This window comes from Lysobacter sp. 5GHs7-4 (genome assembly GCF_021284765.1).
Classification (GTDB): Bacteria; Pseudomonadota; Gammaproteobacteria; order Xanthomonadales; family Xanthomonadaceae; genus Lysobacter.
The window spans coordinates 4,322,352-4,344,653 of record NZ_CP089924.1 but is presented as its reverse complement, the minus strand read 5'-3'; the positions used below and the strand labels follow the sequence as shown (position 1 = coordinate 4,344,653).

18 protein-coding genes are annotated in these 22,302 nt (G+C 70.2%); 7 read left to right on the top strand and 11 right to left on the bottom strand.

Annotated features, from left to right (window positions below):
• Positions 1-8: 8 nt before the first annotated feature.
• From LVB77_RS19615 to LVB77_RS19590, 6 genes are all read right to left on the bottom strand, one after another.
• Positions 9-1,310, bottom strand: coding sequence for a condensation domain-containing protein (locus LVB77_RS19615; protein WP_232907876.1), 1,302 nt, complete (start codon positions 1,308-1,310; stop codon positions 9-11).
• Positions 1,307-2,284 (bottom strand): glycosyltransferase, encoded by a 978-nt coding sequence (locus tag LVB77_RS19610; RefSeq protein WP_232907875.1) that lies wholly within the window; start codon positions 2,282-2,284, stop codon positions 1,307-1,309. Before LVB77_RS19610 ends, LVB77_RS19615 begins: the two co-directional genes overlap by 4 nt.
• A complete protein-coding gene (locus LVB77_RS19605; RefSeq protein WP_232907874.1) occupies positions 2,281-3,633 on the bottom strand; it encodes a condensation domain-containing protein in 1,353 nt (450 codons plus the stop codon). The genes LVB77_RS19610 and LVB77_RS19605 overlap by 4 nt, the downstream gene beginning before the upstream one ends.
• The gene (locus LVB77_RS19600; RefSeq protein ID WP_232907873.1) at positions 3,630-4,985 is read right to left on the bottom strand and encodes a glycosyltransferase; all 1,356 of its coding nucleotides are present in this window, start codon (positions 4,983-4,985) and stop codon (positions 3,630-3,632) included. The genes LVB77_RS19605 and LVB77_RS19600 overlap by 4 nt, the downstream gene beginning before the upstream one ends.
• Positions 4,978-8,982: a non-ribosomal peptide synthetase gene (locus LVB77_RS19595; protein WP_232907872.1), complete on the bottom strand. Its 4,005-nt coding sequence runs from the start codon at positions 8,980-8,982 to the stop codon at positions 4,978-4,980. The genes LVB77_RS19600 and LVB77_RS19595 overlap by 8 nt, the downstream gene beginning before the upstream one ends.
• A 333-nt stretch (positions 8,983-9,315) precedes the next feature.
• A complete protein-coding gene (locus tag LVB77_RS19590) occupies positions 9,316-10,764 on the bottom strand; it encodes a PLP-dependent aminotransferase family protein (protein WP_232907871.1) in 1,449 nt (482 codons plus the stop codon).
• Positions 10,765-10,874: 110 nt separating this feature from the next.
• Here LVB77_RS19590 and LVB77_RS19585 point away from each other — a divergent pair, with 110 nt between their 5' ends.
• The 4 genes from LVB77_RS19585 (at position 10,875) to LVB77_RS19570 (ending at position 14,684) form a co-directional block, all read left to right on the top strand.
• Positions 10,875-11,309 carry a GNAT family N-acetyltransferase gene (locus LVB77_RS19585; RefSeq protein WP_232907870.1) on the top strand — a complete coding sequence of 145 codons (435 nt, stop codon included), beginning with the start codon at positions 10,875-10,877 and terminating at the stop codon, positions 11,307-11,309.
• A 117-nt stretch (positions 11,310-11,426) separates the two neighbouring features.
• Positions 11,427-12,368 carry an alpha/beta hydrolase gene (locus tag LVB77_RS19580; RefSeq protein ID WP_232907869.1) on the top strand — a complete coding sequence of 314 codons (942 nt, stop codon included), beginning with the start codon at positions 11,427-11,429 and terminating at the stop codon, positions 12,366-12,368.
• A 51-nt stretch (positions 12,369-12,419) separates the two neighbouring features.
• Positions 12,420-13,178, top strand: coding sequence for a hypothetical protein (locus LVB77_RS19575; protein WP_232907868.1), 759 nt, complete (start codon positions 12,420-12,422; stop codon positions 13,176-13,178).
• 135 nt (positions 13,179-13,313) lie between these two features.
• Entirely contained in the window at positions 13,314-14,684 is a 1,371-nt protein-coding gene (locus LVB77_RS19570) for an amino acid permease (RefSeq protein ID WP_232907867.1), read from the top strand.
• Here the strand turns inward: LVB77_RS19570 and LVB77_RS19565 are convergent, their stop codons facing one another.
• The 3 genes from LVB77_RS19565 to LVB77_RS19555 all read right to left on the bottom strand — a co-directional run bounded on the left by LVB77_RS19565 (position 14,685) and on the right by LVB77_RS19555 (position 18,850).
• On the bottom strand, positions 14,685-16,217 hold the full coding sequence (locus tag LVB77_RS19565) for an amidohydrolase family protein (protein WP_232907866.1): 1,533 nt from the start codon (positions 16,215-16,217) through the stop codon (positions 14,685-14,687). It lies immediately after the preceding gene.
• A gap of 194 nt (positions 16,218-16,411) precedes the next feature.
• Positions 16,412-18,118, bottom strand: coding sequence for a hypothetical protein (locus LVB77_RS19560; RefSeq protein WP_232907865.1), 1,707 nt, complete (start codon positions 18,116-18,118; stop codon positions 16,412-16,414).
• A 174-nt stretch (positions 18,119-18,292) separates the two neighbouring features.
• On the bottom strand, positions 18,293-18,850 hold the full coding sequence (locus LVB77_RS19555; protein ID WP_232907864.1) for a TetR/AcrR family transcriptional regulator: 558 nt from the start codon (positions 18,848-18,850) through the stop codon (positions 18,293-18,295).
• 175 nt (positions 18,851-19,025) lie between these two features.
• Between LVB77_RS19555 and LVB77_RS19550 the strand changes: the two genes are divergently transcribed.
• A complete protein-coding gene (locus tag LVB77_RS19550; protein ID WP_232907863.1) occupies positions 19,026-20,021 on the top strand; it encodes an alpha/beta hydrolase in 996 nt (331 codons plus the stop codon).
• Between the two features lie 61 nt (positions 20,022-20,082).
• Complete coding sequence (locus LVB77_RS19545; protein WP_232907862.1) at positions 20,083-20,562, top strand: nuclear transport factor 2 family protein; 480 nt, start codon at positions 20,083-20,085, stop codon at positions 20,560-20,562.
• 61 nt (positions 20,563-20,623) lie between these two features.
• On the opposite strand, the gene LVB77_RS19540 is transcribed toward LVB77_RS19545, so the two are convergent.
• Positions 20,624-21,331 carry a hypothetical protein gene (locus LVB77_RS19540; protein ID WP_232907861.1) on the bottom strand — a complete coding sequence of 236 codons (708 nt, stop codon included), beginning with the start codon at positions 21,329-21,331 and terminating at the stop codon, positions 20,624-20,626.
• A 236-nt stretch (positions 21,332-21,567) separates the two neighbouring features.
• On the opposite strand from LVB77_RS19540, the gene LVB77_RS19535 reads away from it, so the two are divergent.
• A complete protein-coding gene (locus tag LVB77_RS19535) occupies positions 21,568-21,993 on the top strand; it encodes a RidA family protein (RefSeq protein WP_232907860.1) in 426 nt (141 codons plus the stop codon).
• Between the two features lie 16 nt (positions 21,994-22,009).
• On the opposite strand, the gene LVB77_RS19530 is transcribed toward LVB77_RS19535, so the two are convergent.
• Complete coding sequence (locus LVB77_RS19530) at positions 22,010-22,240, bottom strand: hypothetical protein (protein WP_232907859.1); 231 nt, start codon at positions 22,238-22,240, stop codon at positions 22,010-22,012.
• Positions 22,241-22,302 lie beyond the last annotated feature (62 nt).

The window sequence follows — 22,302 nt, the reverse complement described above, 5'->3', positions numbered from 1 at the left end:
CCATGGGCTCAGCCCGCGCAGGTCGCGTCGCCCACCTGCACGAGCGGCACCGCCGCGGCCTGCACCCGCTCCACCTGCGCCGCCAGCACGGCCATGAACGCGTCGCGCAGGGCCTGGATGCGGTCGAACTCGATACAGGAGCGGTCGCCCATGAAGTAGAAGCGGATCTGCCCGTGCAGCGCGTACACCAGCAAGCCCAGCGCGTGTACCGAATGCGAGTGCACGTACAGGCGGAAATCCTCGAGCCGGAACGGCGCCTCGTCGCCGACCAGGTCGATCTGACCCAGGTTGGACAGGGTGATGCGGTTCCAGCTGCCTTTCAGCCCCAGCACATTGCCCAAGCGCACCAGCGCGTTCAACTGCGAGGCCGCAGGCGGCCGGATCAGGTCGCAGAAGTGGTAGCGGCTGGGGATCTCGCGGCTCTCGCGTTCGATCTGGGCCTGCATCGAGTCGTGAGCGCCGCGCACGCGCTCCCAATAATCCCTGCCGTTGTCCTGGCCGGTGCGGAACTTGAGCCCGCCGCCGCCGTAGAACAGGCGGTCGTCGGCCAGTGCCGGCACGCGGCCGCGGCGGCCGTCCATCGGGCTCTCGATCCAGGCCGGCACCTGCTCGCGGCCCAACGCGGTCAGCAACGCCTCGTCCAGCGCGACCAGCAGCGCCGCATGCACCGACACTTGCTCGCGCTTGCAGCGCTGGCGCAATGCGCTGGACAGCACCGGGCCGGCGCTCCATTCCACATGGTGTTCGCGGTTGACCGGCGCGGCCATCGGCGGCAGCAGCCGCAGCAGCAGGCCAATCGCGCGCGCGGTCCAGCGCCGGCGGCGCGGGTGCTCGGGGCGGTAGTCGCCGACGATGTCGCGGGCGGTCAGCGCCGCATACGGCAGCAGCGGCGATGCGTCGTGCAGCGCCTTGAGGGTCTCGCGCGCGACGATCAGCAGGCTCATGCCGTCGCAGATGCGGTGCGAGGCCGCGAACAGCAGTTCGTGGCGGCCCACGCCGTGCAGCCAGACCAGCCGCAATTGCGCGCATCCGCAGGCGAACGGCGTTTCCAGCTCCAGGTCGGCCTCGCGCCGGCTGTCGTCGTCGCCGCGCAGGGGCGCGACGCGCAGCGGAATCGGGCCGGCGCTGTCGTCGACATAGCGCAGCCCCGCGCCGTGCGCCCGCAGGGTGGCGCGCAGGGCCGGATGCTTGGCCTGCACGCGCGCGAGCGCCGCGCGCAGGCGGGTTTCGTCGATCTCGCCCTCCAGCCGGATCGCGTACACGATGCAGCCGTCGATCAGATGCTCGATGGTGGACAGCGGGCGGCTCATGAGGCGTCTCCGGGCAGCGCCTCGGGCTTGACGCCGGACGCGGCGGCGGCGCGCGCCTGGCCGCTGCAATAGGCGTGCAAGCGCGGATGCAATCGCTCGAACCGCCCCAGCCGGCCGCGGCGGCCGTCCCAATAACCGCAAGCGATGGCGAGCAGCTTGCGCCGCTTGTCCGGCTCGAACAGCGCCACGCACAGGCCCTGGTGCAGCGCCAGCGCGGCGCTGAGCCAGTGCAGGCCCCAGTGCGCCTTGTACAGGTGCAGGCAATGCACCGCGTTACGCGCGCCGTAGTAGCGGCGCCAGGCGACGTGGTGGGTGGTGTGGAGTTTGCCGTGACGGCGGATCTGGCCGGTGGTCTGGCGCATGGTCACGTCGGCGTTCACGTATACCGGCACGCCCTGGCTGGATGCGCGCAGGCCGTACTCGATGTCGATGTACTCGATGAAATAGTCCTCGCGAAACGCGCCCAGCCTGCGATAGGCCTGCGCGGAAATCGCCGAGCCGGAAGAGATCACGAACAAGGTGGGGAACAGGCCGCGGTCCGCGTCGGTCATGCGCCTGGGCTTGGGAAAGCGGCGGCCGGGCGGAAACGTCGGCATGTACTTGCCCAGATTGATCTCGTACACGCGCGGGCCCAGCACGAAGCCGTCGCCGTCCAGTCCGGCGCTGGCCTGCATCATCGATTCGAAGAACGAGGCCTCGATCTTGGAATCCTGGTCGAGCAGGAAGATCACCTCGCAGCCGCGCGCCAGCAGCACCTCGGCGCCGCGGTTGTAGGCGCCCGCCAGTCCGCCGCGGTTGCGGTTGACCAGCACGTCGATGCGCTCGGCATGCAGGACGGCGTGCAGGTTCGGGTCGGGATCGGGCGTGTTGTCGACCGCGATCAGATCGCTGCAGATCGCGCGCGCGCGCCGCAGGTTGTCGACGAACTCGGCGTCGGGCTGGTACAGCACGAAGATCAGGCCGTAGCGCTTCATGCGGGGCTCACCGAGGCGGCGGGAACGGAGGGGGCGGCGGTGCCGGGCTGCGGCTGCTCGGCGGTCAGCGCCAGCAGCAGCTCCATGGCGTGCTCGCGGATGCGCTGCGCCTGTGCGCGCGGCAGGGATTCCTCGTCGGAGGCCAGCGCGAAGTCGTAGCGGCCGGCATAGCGCGAGATCACCACCTGGTGCGCGGGCGTGGCGCCGACCACGCCGGAGATGCCGCGCACCGCGCGCAGATGGAAGCCGCGGTAGTCCTGCGCCAGCGACAGCCGGCCCAGGTTGCTCAGCGTGAGCTGGCGACCCTCGCGGCGCGAGCGCGCGTACACGACCATGCGCTCGAACACGTGGTGCAGGCGCTCCAGGCCGAGGAAGTTGCGGTAGACCTTGGGCGGCAGCGCTTCGATCTTGTCCTGCAGGTCGGCCTGCAGCGCGCGTGCGCGTTCCCAGAACGCGGCTGGCGCGGCGGTGCCCGCGTCGGTCTTGCCGGGGCGCAGTTCGACCGTGGGCGCGATGCCGAACAGGTCGCCTTCGCCGATGCCGGTCACCAGGCTGCGCATGTCCACCGGCGCCACGAAGCGCTGGATGCGGCGCGGCCCGCAGACCGATCGGAACGCCAGCACGAAGGCCAGGCTGATGGCGACGTAGGCGCTCACGCGTTGCGCGCGGCACAGCTCGGACAGGCGCCGGGTCGCGGCCTCGTCCAAGGTCCACAGCTCGCGGTAGATCGCGCCGTAGTGCTGCGCCGGCCGGTCGCGCACCAGCCATCGCAGCGCCAGCGACAGCGCCGCGGCGCGCCAGCGGATGCTGCGTTGCAGGCCGGGGTCGGTGCGCACGATCGCCGGCAGCAGTTCGCTGAAGCTGGGCAGGGCGTGACGCGTCTCGACGCTGCGCTCCGGCGCCTCGCACCAATGCAGAAGTTCGCCCAGCAGATGGCTCAGCGCGCGGCCGTCGCAAATCGCGTGATGGCAGACCAGCACCAGTTCGCTGCGCGTCTCGCCGCGCAGCCACAGCAGCCGCGCCAGCGGCTCGCGGCGGCCGTCGAAGCAGCGCTGCAGTTCCTGCGCCGACAGCGCCACCCAATCCTCTTCGCCGCGGCGTTCGAGCACGCGCAGCGGGATCGGCGGCGGCCTGTCCTGCAATTCGAACCACGGCCGCCCCTGGCGTTCCACCACCAGGCAGCGCAGCAGCGGATGGCGCGCCTGCGCCAGCGCCAGCGCGCGCTGCAGGGCCGCGTGCGCGATCGTGCCGTCGATGCAGGCGGTTACGCCGACGTTGCCGGGCCACAGCCCGTCGCCGTACAGCGCGCGCTCGAACAGGGCCAGCGGGCGGCCAGGCGCTACGTTCATGCCACGCTCCACAGCGATCGCGCCCGCGGCCGGACCGGATCGGCGTGCCGGTCGCCGAGCGGCGCCAGCAGGCCCCAGTCCAGCAATTGCGACAGCGCCGCGCCGATGCCGTCTTCGGCGCGCACCGTGCGGCCCAACTGCGCCGCGGCCTCGCGCATCGCCGATGCCTGCGTGGCCACGATGGCGGCGGCCAGGCGCGCGGCATCCAGCGGCTTGCGCGGTACCGCCGGCGGTGCCACACCGCGCGCATGCAGGCAGCGCGCCCAGAACGGCTGGTCGCCGTAGAACGGCACCACCACCGAGGGAATGCCGGCACGCACCGCCGCGGCGGTAGTGCCCGCGCCGCCGTGGTGCACCGCCGCGCACATGTGCGGAAACAAGGCGTCGTGCGGCGCCTGGCGCAACACGTAGCTGCGTTCGTCGCGTTGCCCTTCCTCGCCGTCCAGGCCGCCCCAGCCGGTCGCCAGCACCGCGCGCAAGCCGCTGCGCGCGAGCGCGTCCAGCACGGTGCGGGTGAACGCCGCCGCATCGCCGTTGACCATGCTGCCGAAGCCGACATAGACCGGCTTGTCGCCATCGGCCAGAAAACGGCGCAAGCCCTCGCTGGGCTGCCACGCGCTGGCTTGCGCGAACCAGTAGCCGGTGATCTGCGAACTCGCCGGCCAGTCGGCCGGACGCGGCAGCAGGCTGGGGCTGTAGCCGTTGAGGGTCTTTTCCTGCTGCGCGTTGCGGCCCAGGTGCGGGCCGTGCCAGGGGAAGCGCGCCAGGCCCAGCTGCGGCCGCACCAGATCGTTGATCGCCGGCTTCATCACGTACCAGACCAGCAGATGGATCAGTTTGTACAAGCCCAGGCTGAGCGCGCCTGGCAGCCGCTCGCGCGCGCCGGCCATCACCATCGGCGGCAGGATCCGCGACGGCGTCAGCGGTTGCAGGCGCGCGATCGCGAACGGCAGGCCGCGCGCCTCGGACAAGGCCTTGGCCAACTGGATCGCGTTGCTGACCCCGATCAGCAGGCCGGCGCCGTCGCTGGCGGCCAGGCCTTCGGCGGTCCAGTGGCGGGCCCAGTCGGCATAGCGCGCGCGGAAGGTGCGCGCCATCGCGTACAGGTTGAGGCCGCGGTCGGCGATGCTGCGGTCGGCTTCCAGCATGGCCTGAAAATCCGCGGTCAGCGGGTAATGCTCCAGGCCGGCCTCGCGCACCAGCGGCGCGAAGTTGGCGCTGGTGGCGATGCGCACCGGATAGCCCGCGCGCTGCAGGCCCTGGCCCAGGGCGACGCAGGGCAGTACATCGCCCAGCGTGCCGATGGTGAAGATCGCGATCGGGCGCGTGGCGCTGGAGGCGGCATCAGGCATGTGCGACCGCCCAGCGTTCCAGGTCGTCGTCGGCTGCGCTGACGGACGCGGGCTGCAGCAGGGCCAGGTGCTGTCTGAGCACGCGGCCGATGCGCGCGGCGGGTTGGGCGTCGAGCACTGCCTCGTGATGGCAGTCCAGCGCGTGCAGTTCGAAACGGCCGCCGACGTAGGGTCGCCAGGTTTCGGGATCGTGTTCGATCAGCGCCGAGGGATCGCCCAGGCGCTGGTTGGCGTGGAAATACACCAGGTCCAGGTCCAGCCGCCGCGGCGCGTGCCGGCGCGCGAGCGCGAGGTTGTTGCGCATTACCGCGAAGGCGTGTTCGACGAAGCGCGGATGATCGCGCGCGATTTCGCGCAACAGCGGCATGGAGCGGACGTTGTGGGCGAGCAGCGCCGGCGCGAGTTCGTCCAGGCTGCCCGGCGCCGGGCCGGGGCCGGTGGCGATGCCCAGGAAGTCCAAGGCGGCACGCGCCTCCTGCGCCGGATCGCGGGCGGGCGCTGCGGGCGCGAACAGATAACTGTCGATCATCGCCAGCAGTTCCACGCGTTCGCCCTGCTCGTGCAGCCGCGCGGCGATGGCGTGGCCGATCAGCCCGCCCAGCGAACGCCCGAGCAGGCGGTACGGGCCTTGCGGTTGCAGCCGCCGGATCTGCGCCAGGTAGTCGTCGGCGATGTCGTCGATGCTGTCCGGCAAGCGGTCCAGGCCGCGCAGGCCGCGCGACTGCAGGCCGTACACCGGCAGGGCCGGGTCCAGATGCCGCAGCAGGCCGGAATAGCCCAGGCTGAGTCCGGCGATGGGATGGATGCAAAACAAGGGACGCAGCGGCGCCGCGCGACCGGGCGGCGCCGCGCGAAGGGTCAGCATCGCGCCCAAGGGATCGCCGTGTTCGTGGTCGGTGCGCGCCAGCAGCGCGGCCAGTCCGGCGATGGTCGACGCCTCGAACAGGCTGGCCACCGGCAGGCGCTTGCCGAAGCGTTCGGGCAAACGCGCGATCAGCTGGGCGGCGATCAGGGAATCGCCGCCCAGCTCGAAGAAGTTGTCGTGGACGCCGATGCGCGGCAGCCCCAACAGCTCCTTCCAGATCGCCGCGAGTTTGCGCTCCTCGGCCGTGCGCGGAGCGACGAAACCGTTGCGCTCGCCGCGCTGCGGGGCGGGCAGCGCCTTGCGGTCCAGCTTGCCGCTGGGCGTCAGCGGCAAGGCCGGCAGCGCCATCAGGGCGCTGGGCATCATGTAGTCGGGCAAGGATTGGGCGAGGTGGCGGCGTAGCGCGTCGGTATCGATCGCGGCGCCCGCGCGGGGCACCAGGTAGGCGAGCAGGCGCATGCCGCCCTCGCCGCCGGTCGCCTCGGCGACGACCGCGGCCTCGGCGACCGCCGCGTGCCGCATCAGCTGGCTTTCGATCTCGCCCGGCTCGACGCGGATGCCGCGGATCTTGATCTGCTGATCGTTGCGGCCCAGGTACTCGAGCACGCCGTCCTCGCGCCAGCGCACGCGGTCGCCGCTGCGGTACATGCGGCCGCCCCGTGCGTCGAAGGGGTCGGGCAGGAAGCGCTGCGCGGTGAGCTCGGGCCGGTTGAGATAGCCGCGGGCGACGCCGGCGCCGGCGATGTACAGCTCGCCCGGACAACCGCCGGGCACCAGCCCGCCGCTGTCGTCGAGCACGTACACACGCGTGTTGAGCAGGGGCCGGCCGATCGGCGGCGCCGCCAGGTCCGTCGCCGACAGTTCGATCGCGGTGGAGTAGACGCTGGTCTCGGTGGGGCCGTAGAGATTGCTGACGCGGTCGGCGAGCCCGGCCAGGCGCTGCGCGAGTTCGCCCGGCAAGGCCTCGCCGGCCGCCAGCGCATGCACGCCCGACAGATCGGTGTCGCCGCTGGACAGCAGCATGCGCCATAGCGAGGGCGTGGCCTGCATGTAGCCGATGCCGTGCTCGCGGATCAGCGCGGCCAGGCGCGGCGGATCGCGCACGATGTCGGCGCCGGCGATCACCGTGCGTGCGCCGACGATCAGCGGCAGGAACAGTTCCAGCGCCGCGACGTCGAAGATCACCGTGCTGACCGCGAGGAAGCGGTCGGCGGCCAACGGCCGCAGCTGGCGGCGCATCGCCTCCAGCAGATTGCTCAGGTTGTCGTGACCGACCTCCACGCCCTTGGGCCGTCCGGTGGAACCGGAGGTGTAGAGCACGTACGCGCGCGCCTGCAACGTGGACAAGTCGAAGGCGCGCGGCGCGCTGATCGCATAGGCGCGCGCATCCGGCGCCAGCGTCGTCACCGGCGTGCCCAGTCGCGCCAGGCGCGGTGCCAGTGTGGGCGAGGTCAGCAGCAGGGTCGGCGCGGCGTCCTCCAGCATCTGCGCGATGCGCTCGTCGGGCGCGTCCGGATCCAGGGGCAGGTAGGCCGCGCCCGCGAATCCGATCGCCAGCATCGCCACCAGCAGGTTCTCGTCGCGCGGCAGCGCCATCGCGACGATGCCGCCCGGGGTGACGCCGCACTCGATCAGTCGGTTGGCCTCGTGCAGGCTGCGCACGTGCAGCTCGCGATAGCTCAGGCGGCGTTCGCCGTGGCAGACCGCGATCGCCTCCGGGCTGCGCCAGGCCTGCTCGGCGAACAAGGCCGGCACGGTCGCGGTCGGCAGCGGCGCCGCGGTGCCGTTGCCTTGCCGCAGCAGGCGCCCGCGTTCGTCCTCGCCCAGTACGTCGATGGCGCACAGCCTGGCGGCCGGATCGTCGAGGGCGGCATCGATCAGCCGCTGCAGGCGGCGACAGTGCTCGGCCAGTTCGGCGTCGTCGTACAAGGCCGGGTTGGCATCGAAGTCGAAGCGCAGGCCGCTGTCGTCGCCGCGGTCGTAGACGAACACGGTCAGGTCTTCGGCGGTTCCGTTGGACAGGTTGCGCGGCTCGCCGCTGGCGCCGCCGAAATCCAGCGCGTAGTCGAAGGGTTCGATGTTCACGCCCAGCCAGGCCACGCGCTGGCCCTGGCCGACCAGGCCGAGTTCGCGGCGCAGATCCTCGTAGCGGTAGCGTTGGTGGCGCAGGGCCTGCGCGACCACGCGCGCGACCTGGGCGATGAGTTCGGCAACGGTCTGCGTGGGCGACATGCGCAAACGCAGCAGCACGGCGTTGGCGAGCATGCCCGGCGTATGCCGCAGCTGATGATTGACGCGGCCGCTGACCGGCATGCCTAGCACCAGGTCGGCGGCGCCGGTGGCGCGGTAGTAATAAGCGGCGACCAGCGCGATCAACACCTGCGGCAGACTGGCCGCGCACTGCCTGCCCAGCTCGCGCAGGCGCCGGCTGCTGTCGGCGCTCAGGAATCCGGTGGCGCGCCGCAGGCCGCCGTCGCCGCGCGCGCTGCGCCGCGACAGCGTTACCGGTTCGGGCAGCTCGGCCAGTTGTTCGTGCCAGTACTCGCGGTCGCGCCGGCAGCGGTCGGAGGCGCGGTAGCCGTCCTCGGCTTCCAGCAACGAGGCCAGCGTATGGAAGCCGGCGGGCTCGGGTTCGCGGTTGAGCGCGTAGGCGGAGTAGATCTCGGCCACGCGTCGCGCGATCAGGCCGCCCGCGTAGCCGTCCAGCACGATGTGGTGCGCGCGGTGGTACCAGACGTGGCGTTCGTCGGCGAGCTTGAACAGCGCGCACACCCACAGCGGGCTGTCGTCCAGGTCGGCCTGCGCGCGCAACTCGCTGCGCATCCAGGCCTCGGCGGCGGCGGCGGGATCGGCCTGGTCGCTGTAGTCGAAGTAGGGGAAGGCGTCGATGCGCGTGCCGACCACGCGCTGGCGCGGAACGCCGTCGATGTCGATCAGGCGCACGCGCACCGCATCGGCCTCGGACGACACCTGGCGCAGCGCACGCAGGAACAGGCCCGGGTCGATCCAGCCGTTGATCTCGATGGCTTCGGCGAGATTGAAGTTAGCGCCCGGCCCGGCGATCTTCTGGCTGAACCACAGTCCGAGCTGGGCCACGGACAGCGGCAACGAGACTGCACGCGCATCGTTCATCGCACTGCTCCTTGTGCGCATAGCCGGAGTGGCTGCGGCTGCCTGCCGCCTCCGGTGCAATGGTGTCGTCCGTGTCGGTGAGTTCGCTGCGAACTCGCGCTCAGGTTGCCATCACCGCGAAATTCGAACTGTGATTCCGATTGTGGATTCGTCGTGCATTCGTTTTCGCATCACGCGCTCGTAACGTACGGCTTGCGAAAACCAAGCGCACACGGCGCATGCGAACTACTCCGCCTATCGGTTGCGAAATGCGGAGCGCGTTGTGTCGCCCGCGTTTTACGCTTGAGAATATTCCGAAGTGTCGGCGCAAGGCTTACGCCGGCCGGTGCGGCGTCAGCGGCGCAACGACAACGCCAGGGTGTGCAGCGCGTCGCGTATCGCCTGCGTTTCGATGCCGCCGATGCCGAACACCAGGCCCAGGCCGGGATCGGGGCGCAGCGCGAATTCGCCGATGCCGCAGCTGCCGGGCGCGTGCTGGCGCGCCTTGCTGAGCAGCCAGCCGCCCTGATCCGGATCGCGGAAGCGCGCCGACAGGTGGATGCCGGCCTCCGACGGGATCGGCGCCAGCCACGGCCGCAACTCGCCGGCGAACGCGTCCAGCATGGCGCGCCGGCGTTCGCCATAACGTTTGCGCATGCGCCGCACGTGGCGCACCAGATGGCCGTCCAGGATGAACTGCGCCAGCGCGTCCTGCAGCTGCGCGTTGACCGCGGTGTCCACGCATTGCTTGGCCGCGGCCAGGGCTTCGCGCGCCCAGGGCGGCGCGACGATGTAGCCGATGCGCAGCGCCGGGAACAGGCTCTTGGAGAAGGTGCCCACGTACAGCACGCTGGCATCGCGGTCCAGGGTTTGCAATGCATTGAGCGGCCGCGGACCGTAGCGGAATTCGCCGTCGTAGTCGTCCTCGACGATGGTCGCGCCGTGCCGGCGCGCGTGCGCCAGCAGGGCCGCGCGGCGCGCCATCGACATCGCCACGCCGGTCGGGAACTGGTGCGACGGCGTCACGCAGATCAGCTTCGCGTCCGTGGGCAAGCGGTCCACGCACAGGCCTTCCTCGTCCACCGGCACCGCCGCCAGCTGCGCGCCCGCGGCGAGCAGCGCGGCGCGCAGCGGCGGATAGCCCGGGTCTTCCACCGCGACGCGGGTCTTGCCGGGTGTGACCAGCACGCGCGCGATCAGGTCGAAGGCCTGTTGCGCGCCGGAGGTCACCAGCACGTCGTCGGGCGCGCAGGCCACCGCGCGCGCGAACGACACGTGCTGCGCGATCGCGGCGCGCAGGCGCGGCCGGCCGTAGGGGGCGTGGTAATCGAAGGCGCCGATGTGGCGCGGGTGATAGGCCCGCGACAGCAACCGGCGCCAGATCTCGAACGGAAACTCGCGATGCTCGGGCGTGCCCAGGTGAAAGCCGGGCAGCCAGGTTTCATCGGCATTGCGCGCGCGTGCCGGCGTTTGCCGCCACAGCGGATTGAGGCGGTCCTGGGCGGCGCGCGCCGTCTTGCGCGCGGGCTGGGCGCCGTGAGCGCGATAGTCAGCGACCACCGCCTTGGCGCCGCCGCGCGTGCGCACATAGCCTTCGGCCACCAGCAGGTCGTAGGCGGCAATCACGGTGTTGCGCGCCAGCCCGTAGGCGGCGGCGACGCGCCGGGTCGAGGGCAGTTCCACGCCGGCGCGCAGGCGCTGGTCGAGGATCGCCGCGCGCAGTTGCTCGTGCAGCTGGCGCAGGCGCCCGCCGTCGCCGTCGAGTTCGATCTGGAACTCGAAAACTGGTTCCACTAGGCTCATGGAAACTGGATCGTCGAAGGAACCAGCGCCAGCCTAAGCTATCGGCCGGCGACGCACCAAGCCGGTCCGGCCCGGCGCGGGCTCCCCTTCCCACCACACGAGCGAATCACATGACCGCGATGCAATGGCGACTGGACTGCGAGCTTACCGATTGGGAGGTCTTGTCCGAGCTGTACCGGATCGCGCCACTGGGCGAGAAGCCCGCGCGCGACCTGGCGATCGTGTTCGGCAACAGCCGCTACGTCTGTTTCGTCTACGACGGCGAGCGCCTGGTCGGCGCCGGCCGCGCGCTCGCCGACGGGCTGGACTGCTCCTATCTGTGCGACATCGCCGTGCACCCCGACTATCAGGGCAGCGGGCTGGGCAAGGCCATCATCGAGCGCCTGAAGACGCTGTCGGCCGGCCATCGCAAGATCATCCTGTACGCCAATCCGGGCAAGGAAGGCTTCTACCGCAAGCTCGGTTTCCTGCGCATGCGCACCGCGATGGCGATCTTCCTCAACCGCGAGCGCGCCTTGCAGACGGGGCTGGTCGGGGAGGACTGAGCGGGCCGCGGAAAATTTTTTCGTCGGGCCTGTCGATTCGCGCCGCCCCGGTTCGTCGCTCCAGTGAGACCTAGACTCCGGCGCCACTCCGGCGCCGGACCTCACCGGAGACCGAGCATGAAACTGTTCCATCTGGGCCTGTGGGCCTGCACCGCCGCCGCCGTGCTGCTGCCGCCCGTCGCCACGGCGGCGCAGACCCGTCCCGCCGTCAACATCAACGCCGCCGTCAGCAAGGGCCGGCAGGAGATCAACGGCGTCGACTATTACTACGAGATCCACGGCAAGGGCGAGCCGGTGCTGCTGCTGCACGGCGGCCTGGGTTCGATCGACATGTTCGGCCCGGTGCTGTCGCAACTGGCGGCGCACCGCCAGGTGATCGCGGTCGACTACCAGGGCCACGGCCGCACCCCGCTGGGCAGCCGGCCCTTCAGCTGCCAGGCCAACGGCGACGACATGGCCGCGCTGGTCGCCAAGCTGGGGCATCCGCAGGTCGATGTGGTCGGCTATTCGCTGGGCAGCTGCGTGGGCCTGCGCATGGCGATCCAGAAGCCGGCCAGCGTGCGCCGCCTGGTGCTGGTGTCGGGCTCGTTCTCCGATGCGGGCTATTACTCCGGCATCCGCGAACAACAGAACGGCCTGACCGCGGCGATGGCGCCGATGATGAAGGACACGCCGATGTACCGCAGCTACGCGGCGGTGGCGCCCAACGTGGACGAGTTTCCGCGCCTGCTCGACATGCTGGGCGACTTCATGCGCGGCCACTTCGACTGGTCGGCCGAGGTCAAGCAGATCAAGCTGCCGGTGATGCTGGTCTACGGCGACGGCGACATGCTGCGTCCCGAGCACGTGATCCAGTTCTACCAACTGCTCGGCGGCGGCCTGCAGGACGCCGGCTGGGGCCGCGAGAACCTGTCCAAGAACCGCCTCGCGATCCTGCCCGACCTGACCCATTACGAGATCTTCGCCTCGCCGCGCCTGGTGCCGACGGTGCTGCCGTTCCTGGACGGCACCAGCGATGTGAAGAGTTGGGCGGAGCAGGTGCCGGCTCAGTCACAGTGAGGATAGCGGCCGCCGCTCTCGATGAGGGCTGGCGGCCGCTGGGATTGCGCTATGAACCGCGCTACCCTGCTGCCAGGGGAGGGGAGCGCAGGGACGAGGCGTATGCAGGGCGAGGCGAAAGAGGGCTTCAGCTACGCGGAGTTGGAACGGCGGTTGAGGGCGCTACCCGACGGGCCGGCGAGTGTGCTTGATACGCCGCGGCCGTTCGCCATCGCCAGCATTATCGGCAATTTCGGAATCATCCTCGGCCTGCTGCCGTCGTTGCTGATTACCTTCATGGCCCCGCAAATGTGGATGGTCACGATGGCCAAGATCGGCTTGATGGTGGCGATCATCGGCTCTGCGCCGGAGTTCATCCGCTGCTTATGGGTCATTCCGCGCAGTTTGTGGCGCTGGCGCAACGAGCAAGTGGTCCAACTCGATCACGACATCGTTCAGTTCCGCAAAGTGGTCGTTTGGGTGAGCCGCTATCCGGAGCAAACGCTAAGGGAGTACTTGCACTTTGTGCGACGCACGCAGGCGCGGCTGGCATCCAAGATGGGGCTTCTGGCCGGTGGCGTGGACAAGCTCGGTGTCGCGCCGCTGCTCATAGCGTTGGGCATACAGCTCAAAGCGTTCTTGGAATTGGGGCAAACGCCTTACTGGCAGTTGCTGATCGGCCTGTTTCTGGCGATCGCTTATCTGATCGCCTTCGTAGCTCAGCTGATGCGCTTGCGGATGCAGCTGTACGAATACGTGTTGGATGAAGCGTTGGAAGCAAGCGCCGCCCCGAGTGGATTGCCTAACCCCACGGCCGGCCTGCAGTCCTAAAGCACAGCGCGTGGTTGGGTGCTCCAAGAGCCCCCCAATCCCCCTTTGCCAAAGGGAGAGGCGAAAGCCGAGGCCCCGCAACGCGGCCCGCCCTGCTGTATCGTTCCTCCTTCGTCCGCAGCAGCCGAAGTCCCGATGAACCAGACCGCCCTGTCCGTCTCCGCCGCCGAAACGCCACAAGGCGCTGCGATGAAACCGCGGCAGCTGGTGATGATGGGGCTGGGCAGCGCGATCGGCGCCGGTCTGTTCCTGGGCTCGGGCGTGGGCATCCAGGCGGCCGGTCCGGCGGTGCTGTTGTCCTACCTGATCGCGGGCGTGCTGGTGATCATCGTGATGCGCGCGCTGGGCGAGATGGCCGCGGCCAAGCCGGCCAGCGGCGCGTTTTCGGTCTACGCCGCCGACGCCATGGGCGCGACCGCCGGCGCCACCCTGGGCTGGTTGTGGTGGGCGCAGCTGGTGATCGTGATCGCGGCCGAATCGGTGGGCGCGGCCGGCTTGCTGGCGACGGTGTGGCCGGGTTTGCCGGTGGCGATGATGTCGCTGTTGTTCATGATCGTCTTCACCGCGATCAACCTGCTGGGCGTGCGCAATTTCGGCGCCTTCGAATTCTGGTTCGCGATCCTCAAGGTTGCCGCCATTCTGGCCTTCATCGCGATCGGCGCGGCGCTGCTGTTGGGCTGGCTGCCGGAGGTGAAATCTCCGGGCCTGTCGAACTTCGTCGACCACGGCGGCTTCGCGCCCAAGGGCTGGGCCGGCGTGGGCGCGGCGCTGCTGGTGGTGATCTTCGCCTTCGGCGGCACCGAGATCGTCGCCGTCGCCGCGGCCGAGACCCAGGACCCGGTGCGCAGCATCACCCGCGCCATCCGCACCGTGGCCTGGCGCATCCTGGTGTTCTACATCGGCTCGGTCAGCGTGATCATCGCGGTGGTGCCCTGGACCAGCGACGCGCTGAAGTCGCCGTTCGCGGCGGTGCTGCAGGTCGCCAACATTCCCGGCGCGGCCGCCGCGATCACCCTGGTGGCGGTGATCGCCCTGTTGTCCGCGCTCAACGCCAACCTTTACGGCGCTTCGCGCATGATCCATTCGCTGGCCGAGCGCGGCGAAGCGCCGCGCGTGCTGGCCGGCCTCGACCGCCGCCAGGTGCCGATGGCCGCGGTGCTGGCCAGCGTGGCGTTCGGCTTCTTCGCCGCCCTGCTGGAGCTGTGGTACCCCGAACGCGTGCTGCCGGCGCTGTTGAACGTGGTCGGCTCCACCTGCCTGCTGGTGTGGGGCATGTCGCTGGTCTCGCAGCTGATCCTGCGCCGCCGCGCCGACCGCGCCGGCACCCCGCTGCCGTTCCGGATGAGCGCCTTCCCCTACCTGACCTGGCTGGGCCTGGCCCTGCTGGGCGGCGTGATCGCGCTGGCCCTGCTCACCGAGGGCCCGCGCATGCAGCTGCTGTCCACGATCGCGCTGACCCTGGTCATTGCCGCGATCAGCGAGGTCACGCGGCGCGCGCGCGCCTGATCAAGGCGCCGGCTGCGCGCGCGCGGCTTCGGCCTGCCGCGTCTGGATGCGCTGCGACAGCGCCTGCATCGCCTGATCCGATTCGGCCAGCATCGCCTCGATCCGCGCCGCCGGCAGCCAGCGGCCCTGCACGAACACGCCGTCGATGCGCGCGACGTTGCGGATGTCGGCCAAGGGGTCGGCGTTCAACAGCACCAGATCGGCGCGTTCGCCGCTGCGCACCGCGCCGCTGCCGCCCTGGCGGTCGAACAGGCGGTGCGCGTTGACGGACGCGGCGCGCAGCACTTCCAGCGGCGACAGGCCGACCTCGCGCAGCTCGATCATCTCCTGGTGCACCGATACGCCGAAGGCCAGGCCCGGCAGCGGGGCGTCGGTGCCCACGGTCAGCGGCACGCCGCGCTTCCACAGTTCGCGCGTGAGCAGGCGCGAGAAGTCGTAGCCGGCGGAGAAGGTGTCGGCGCCTTCCTGATTGCGGAAGCGGTCGCTGAGGTAATTGTTGCCGGCCGGCGCCCAATCCAGGCGCGTCACCGGATCGACCAACGCGTCCCAGCCCGCGGGCGTCGGCGGGACTTCGCGCTGCACGTACATGTGCACGATCTGCTTGAGAGTGATCAGGGTCGGGGTGACGCCGATCTTGCGGTCTACGACCAGGTCGGCAAGCGCGTCGATATCGCGCGGCGCCAGATTGCTCTCGCGGCCGTAGCGTCCCAGCTCCTCGCTGTGGGCGATGTTGTCCATCGGATGGGCGAACGCGAACGCGCGGTCGGCGCACACGCCGCAGCCCAGTTCGGGCAGGTGGCCGGACGTCGCCATGCCCAGGCGCCGGCTCTCGTCGATCACGGCCCGATAGGTCTCGCGGTTGAGGAACTGGTAGGGCTTGATGAAGTCGTAGCCGCGCTCGTGCGCGGCGCGCACCGCGGCGATGCCGTCGGCGGCGGTGGTGGGCGCGGCGGGTTTGGACGCCGGCACCTCCGCCGGCCGCGGCGAGGCGACGCCGGCGCGCGGGCCGTTGATGCGCTTGGCCACGTACAGGCGCGGCCCGACGATGCGGCCGGCGGCGATCTCGTCGCGCAGCCACAGCAGGTCCTCGTCGCTTTGCACGCCGCCGCCCAGGTTGGCCGCGCCGGTCACTCCGGCCTTGAGGAAGCTCAGCAGCACGCGCCGGTCGTAGACGTGGTCCGGCCCGGGGTCCAGGCCCGACAGCAGCGGGTTCTTGCTGTCGCGCAACGCGCCTTCGGTGGCGATGTGGACATGGGCGTCGACCAGGCCGGGGATCAGGAACTTGCCGCTGCCGTCGATCACCGCCGTATCGCGCGGGGTCCGCGTCTTGCCGTGCGCGGAGATGGCCGCGATGCGACCGTCGCGCACCAGCACGTCGCGATGGGCGAGCACTTCGTCGTTGTCGGCCGGGATGACGGTCACGTCGCGGATCAGCCAGGCGCCGCGATCGTTACGCTGCGCCGTCGGTTCCGCCGCGATCGCGGGAACCATGGATGCGGCGCTCAGCACCGCCGCCCACCACCAAAGCTTCATTCGCTGCTCCACGCAGGGTCGAGATCATGATACGGCGCGCTGCCGATGCCGGCGCGCGTCCGCAGTCATGCGATGCGTGGATGCGTTGCAGGGTTTAGCCGGCGCGCCCCACGCCGTCCGTGCGGGCGTGGGACGCGCCGCCTGCCGTCACGCCCTGCGGCCCCCCGACCGCGCGGCGTCACTCGAGGCCGGGCTCAGGCGTGAACCCAGAACGCGCTTTCGGCGAAGCGCTCGTCCTTCCACCAGTTCGCGGTGCTGGTGCCATAGCGGAAGTTGCTGGCGCCGGCCTGGCTCTGCAGCGGCCGATCGACCTCGCCCGAGGCGGTGCGGTGCGCGCGCTCGGTCTCGGTCTCCGGCACCACCGGCAGGATGTGGCCGGATTTACCTTCGATCTTGCGCCGCGCCACGATCAGGGCGACGGCACCCTGGTTGGCCTCCTCCTGCAGCCGGGTCGGCGAGGCGATCTGGCGCCAGCCGAACTCGGGACCGAAGTCGCGCAGCCAGCGGAACAGATCGTTGGCGCGCATCTCGAAAATGGTGTTGCCGATCAGCGCCTCCACGGTCTGACCGGCGCGCAGCCGCTCGATCGCGCGCGCGTTCCACCACACCCGCGGCAGGTAGACGCCGGCCAGGTGGCAGTAGTCGTGCGCATAGATGTTGCAGAACGTCAGGCCCGAATGCGGTTGATAACGTTTGTGCGTGGGCTTGTCGACCGCCAGCCAGTCGATGATGCGGCCCAGATCCTCGCGCAGTTCCGGCGCGTTGGCGCCGGAGCGTTCGGGCTGGCCGTCCTCGTTGAGCGAATGCGCGCCGGCGGCGTCGCGGCGCCGCGTCACCGTGCCCGGCCGGCGCGGCATCAACACGGCGACCACACCGGTGCGCGGCGGCGTGCGCGCCGGTTCGATCACCGGGATATCGTCGATGCCGTTGTCGCGCACCAGGAAGTCGGTGGAACAGAAGCCGCGCAGCAGGGCGCCGAACAGGCTGGTCTCCACTTCCATGAAGCCGTTGACGGCGCGGCCGGTGACCGCGCGCACCGGATGGCCGTCGGGCAGTTCGCCCTTGACGTTGGCGGTGGAGGGCCGGCTGATGCGCGGCTCGCTGCGCAGGCGCAGCGTCGATACGCGGGTGTCGACGCGGAAGAACGGCCCGGTGGCGGTCACCGGACTGGGCGGCGGCACCGCGGCCTCGCCGGGTTGCGGCGTCGGCAACGGCGCCGGTGCGTCCGGCGCGGCCACGGTCTGGGCCTGGCGGATGAAGTCGAAGATCGCCTGGCCATAGAAACGCTGGCCGTCGAAATGGCCCTGTCGCAGTCCGCGTTCGGGCTTGAAGCCGCCGGTGTTGTAGACGATGGCGACCGCGGCCAGCTCCATCGTGGTCAGCGACGGGCGGTCCTGCAGGCGCAGCTTGCGCAGTCCGCGCTTGAGCTCGTCCACGCACAGGGCCAGGGTCTGCTCGAATTGTTCGTAGCGGCGTTCGAGGAAGTAGTCCGGATCGTCGCGGAAGAACTGCAGGTCGCGCTGGAACATGCCGAAGCCGTGGCAGAACTTGTTCGGCCGCGATGCCGCGCCCTGGTAGGCCTCGATGTGCGCGGCCATGTCGACCAGCGCCTTGCGCGCGATCGCGAACATCGCTTCGCCGCGCGCCACGCCCAGCAGGTCGGTCTTGGTCTTGGGGAAGGCGCTGCGCCCGGCGTTCGCGTCCAGCGTGTCGCCCACGCACAGAGCGAGTATGCGCTCCTCGCTCATCGACTTGCGCCGCAGGATCGGCCAGACCTCGCCGGTCTCCTGGCAGGCCAGGGCGGTGATCAGGTCCAGGGTGAGCGGGGTGCCGGCCAGCGCGGGCGCGATGCGCGCGGCGAAGCGGGTCTTGAACCACAGCATGTCCGCGGTGCTGGGCATGGCCAACCTCCTTGTCGGGCGACGATCCGATCGATACGAGTCCGTTCGTAGCCGGCGCTCCAGCGGCCGGTACTCATCAGCCAACGACGCGGGGAGGCGCGATCGGCCACGCCACCGACGAACGGTCGGTCGTGCGCACGAATTCTCCGGCGCGGATGCGACGCCCGCGCGCGATCAGGCCAGCAGCTGTTGCGGCAGGGTGCTCAGCATGCGGCGGAACGGCTCCGGATCGTCCAGGCCGCGCGAGAGGATCAGCGCGCCCTGGATGCGCAGCACCGCGTCCTCGGCGCGCCGCTGCGCCTCGCGCGCGGACACGCCCTTCTCGCGCGCGAGGCGCGCAAAGCCGTCGATCAGGCTGCGAAAGGACGCGCCGAGGCGGTCTTGGAACAGCGACTGCGCGTCGCCGACCACCAGGTTGCCGAGCAGGCAGGCCTCGGCGCCGCCGCCGTAAAAGCCGTCCAGCGCGGATGCCACCTTGGCCAGGCGGCGTTCCGGCGTGCCGGCGCCTTGCAGCGGCGCCAGGATCGCCTCGTGCACCCAGGCATCGACGCTGTCCAACACCGCGCGCGCCATTTCTTCCTTACCGCCGGGGAAGTAGTGGTACAGGCTGGACTTGCCCAGTCCGGTGGCCTGCGACAACTGGCCCAGCGATGCGGCGTCGTAGCCGTAGCGGCGGAACGCGCCCAGCAGGCGTTCGATCACGGCATCGCGGGAGAGCAGGGGGGCGGGCATGACGGTCGGGTCGGTTGGAACGATCGGTCCAATATCGTCTCAGAGCGGCGGCCGGTCAATGAACGCATGCGTGCAACGCTGCGTCCGCATCGGCGGCGTTGACGGGTCGGGACGGCGTTTCTATTGTACCGATCGCTCGGTACAAAAACGAACCCACCCTTTACAGGAGCCCGCCATGTCCGCCTCATCCGTCCCCACCTCGCGCTTCCTGCGCGCCGGCGCCTCGCTGCTGCTGGCCGCGACGGCCGCGTTCGCCAGCCCGGCCGTGCTTGCGCAAGACCCGCCTGTCACCGTCGCGACGCATTCGGACGCGACCGCCGTCCACTACCGCAGCGTGCGCGTCGACGGCGTGGACATCTTCTATCGCGAGGCCGGCCGCCGCGATGCGCCCGTGCTGTTGCTGCTGCACGGCTTCCCGACCTCCAGCCAGATGTACCGCGACCTGATCCCGCGCCTGGCCGACCGTTACCGGGTGATCGCGCCGGACTACCCCGGCTTCGGCCAGAGCGCCGCGCCTGCACCCGATCGCTTCGAGTACAGCTTCGATCACTACGCCGCGCTGATGGACCAGTTCGCGCGCCAGCTGGAGCTGCGCCGCTATGCGCTGTACCTGATGGACTACGGCGCGCCGGTCGGCTTCCGGTTGGCCTCGCAGCACCCCGAACGCGTGAGCGCGCTGATCGTGCAGAACGGCAATGCCTACGAGGAAGGCATCGGCAAGTTCTGGGACCCGATCAAGGCCTACTGGAACGACCACAGCGCCGCCAACGGCGAGCATCTGCGCCAGGCCGCGATGACGCTGGAGGGGACGCGCTGGCAGTATCTGCACGGCGAGCCCGACCCCAGCCTGGTCAGCCCTGATGCGTACATGCTCGATCAGGCTTACCTGGACCGCCCCGGCAACACCGACATACAACTGGCGATGATCTACGACTACCGCAACAACCTGCCCAAGTACCCGCAATGGCAGGCCTACTTCCGCAAGCACCGGCCGCCGACCCTGGTGATCTGGGGCAAGAACGACCAGATCTTCCTGGCCGCCGGCGCCGAGCCCTACCGCCGCGACAATCCGGACGCGCAAGTGCACCTGCTCGACGCCGGCCACTTCGCGCTGGAGACCCACGGCGCGCAGATCGCGCAGCTGATCCGCGACTTCCTGGCCAAGCATTGATTCGTCTTGCGGCGCTGCGACGATCCGCAGCGCCGCCTTATCCGCTCTCGAGAGACCTCCTATGGACACCCACGAAACACGCCCGCCGTTGCCGCCCTTCACCCTGGACAGCGCCATCGCCAAAGTGCGCGCCGCCGAGGACGCCTGGAACAGCCGCGACCCGGCCCGCATCGCCCTGGCCTATAGCGAGGACAGCGCGTGGCGCAATCGTTCCGAGTTCTTCAGCGGGCGGCCGGCGATCGTCGATTTCCTGACCCGCAAGTGGGCCAAGGAACTCGACTACCGGCTGATCAAGGAGCTGTGGGCCTACGGCGAGGACCGCATCGCGGTGCGTTTCGCCTACGAATGGCGCGACGAGGGCGACCGCTGGTATCGCGCCTACGGCAACGAGAACTGGGAATTCGACGCGCGCGGATTGATGCGCCAGCGCCATGCCTCGATCAACGATGTGGCGATCGAGGAACGCGATCGCAAGTTCCACTGGGATGCGTCGGCGCGGCGTCCGCTCGATCATCCGGGGCTCAGCGCTTTGGGGCTGTAGGCGTATCGCGATGAAAACGCGCCCGCCCGACCACGGCGGGCGCGATAGCAAGCCTCTGGCATCAGGGGATGTACACCAGCGTGGCCTCGGCGATGGACGGGCACGGCGCCTCGTTGTTGTACAGCGTGTCCAGGCTGGGCGCCGGCGCGGTGGCCAGGGCGGTGGCGATGCAGCCGACTTCCTTGATCACCCGCGAGTTCTCCAGCCAGTCGCACGAGGTGGGTTTGACCGCGCCGAAGCCGTGCTTCTTCCAGATCACGCGCACGCCGCCGCACTGGGTGGCGGCGGGGAAGGAGTACCACTTGCCGCCGCTGTCCTGTTTGACGTTGAAGCCGGTGCCCGTGCAGGCCAGATCGCCGCGACGGCAGACGCGCGAACACTGGTGCAACTGCAAAGGCGGCAGGTTGGACGGACAGCCCTTGCCGCCGTTTTCCAGGTTGCACTCGCAGTAGTCGTTCGGCGGGTCTTCGATGCGGGTGACGTCGTAGCGGATCGCCAACGCCTTGGACTTGGTCTGGCCGGACACCGCGACCTTGAAGGCTTTCTCGTCGGCGCCGTTGGCCTCCTGGATCGAGATCAACGGCCGTCCCGCGGCATCGACCTGGATCGTCGGCCAGGACTGGATCCGATAGACGTGAATGGTTTCGCAGGGGCTGGCGCCCGGGCACGCCGCCTCGGCGCGCGCGCTCCATCCCGCCGCCGCCAGTCCCGCCAGCCAGAACACGGCGGCCAGCGCCGCGTGAGCGTACCGGTGTGTTGCGTTGCTCATCTCGCATCTCCGCGCGTGCAGGGTAGGGTCGGCGGACGCGCACGCACGCCCGCCTGTCGATACCAACGCGGTGGAGCCGCGGCTGTGAGTTCAGGGCTGCGTTTGCCGGGGCCGGCGATGTCACGCCGGCGCGGGCCGGATCGTCGTCCCTGTGTAGTCCGGCCCGCGCGGCGCGCTCGAACGCGTGCTCGCGGTCGCCATACCGGGCCACACCTCCCCACCTCACAGGATGTTCCATGACCACGTTCCGCCAGACTTCGGTACTCACGCTTTCCAATCCCACCGGCCTGTACGACCCCGCACCCAACGGCTATTCGCACCTCGCTCGCGTCGAAGGCGCGGCGCGTTGGCTGCTGGTCGCGGGGCAGGGCGGCGAAACCGCGGACGGCCGCCTGTCGCCGGACTTCCGCGAGCAGGTGCGCCAGGCGCTGAGCAATCTGAAGACCGTACTGGCCTCGGCCGGCGCCGGCACCGTCGACGTGGCCAAGCTCACGGTGTTGATCGTCGATCACGACGAGGCGCGGCTGCAGGTGTTCGGCGCCGAACTCGCGGCCGCATTCGGCGACGGCGCCAAGCCCGCCTGCACGCTGATTCCGGTGCCGCGCCTGGCCCTGGACGGCATGCTGTTCGAAGTCGAGGCGATCGCGGTGCTGGCGGCCTGAGGCCGGCGCGGCGCCGTTAGCCGGCGACGCCGTCGTCCTCCAGCACCCAGCCGCGCGCGGCCAGCATGCCCTGGACGCGGTCCAGCGCGTGTGCGTAATCGTCGGCCGCGGCGGCTTCGAGAATGGGATTGGCGGACTGCGCGAAGCGCGACAGCACGTCGTGACGGTCGGCCTCGTGCTCGATGTCGCGCAGGCGCAGCTCGAGCGCGGCCAGTTCGGCGTCGAGTCGTTCGCGAGTCCAGGGCATACGCGCCTCCCCGTGATGGGCGCGAGCCGATGGAGGCTCGCGCCTGCGCATCATAGCGACGG